Below are 652 nucleotides of genomic sequence, written 5' to 3'. Positions count from 1 at the left end.
TGCAGAGGGCGGGGCCGGGTCCCGCAGGCGCTTGGTGCGACCCAGTGAGAGTCGACGTCACGCTCCAGGGGCTGCCGCGGCTACCGGCGCCGTGGGCGCCGGGGCCGGCCGCCTTGCGTGACGCTCCGCGTCACGCGTCGTGGTCGGTGGTGAGGAAGGTCGCGAGCTCCTCGAGCACGGCCTGCTCGTTGTCGCCCTCGACGCTGACGGTGAGCTCGTCGCCGTGCTCGATGCCGAGCGAGATGATCCCGAGGATCGACGCGGCGTTGACCGGGGTCGCGTCGCCCTTGGCGACGAGGACCTTCTGACCCGACTTCGCCGCGGCCTGGCTGAAGAGCGAGGCGGGGCGGGCGTGGAGGCCCTTCGACGATGCAACCTGCACGGTGCGCTCGACCATGAACGTTTCTCCTTGATCCTGCAGTCGCGACTGCATCAGTGGTGCCCGGAGTCGGGCTCGCCCGGACGGACCGGGCGGGTGGAGGAGTCCCCGTCCGCGCCTGCGACGACCGCGCGAGCGGCGAAGAGGACGGGCAGGGTCTCGAGCACGGCATCGGCACCGTGCGCTCCGAAGACATCGGGCGGGAGGAGGGCGGCCGCGGCTCCCACGAGCTCCGCACGGTGGCGGAGTCCGTCGAACTGCGACTCGAGGTGC

At 72.2% G+C, this 652-nt stretch carries 2 protein-coding genes; both read right to left on the bottom strand.

Going from position 1 to position 652, the window contains the following annotated elements; translation table 11 throughout:
* Positions 1–130: 130 nt before the first annotated feature.
* Positions 131–397 carry an HPr family phosphocarrier protein gene (locus C5C36_RS17250; RefSeq protein WP_104224553.1) on the bottom strand — a complete coding sequence of 89 codons (267 nt, stop codon included), beginning with the start codon at positions 395–397 and terminating at the stop codon, positions 131–133.
* A gap of 35 nt (positions 398–432) precedes the next feature.
* Positions 433–652, bottom strand: a 220-nt coding sequence (locus tag C5C36_RS17835) for a hypothetical protein (RefSeq protein ID WP_181028893.1), incomplete at its 5' end; no start/stop codon positions are given.

It is taken from the genome of Rathayibacter sp. AY1G1 (genome assembly GCF_002932095.1).
GTDB lineage: Bacteria > Actinomycetota > Actinomycetes > Actinomycetales > Microbacteriaceae > Rathayibacter.
This window is presented reverse-complemented; position numbering and strand designations above follow the sequence as displayed.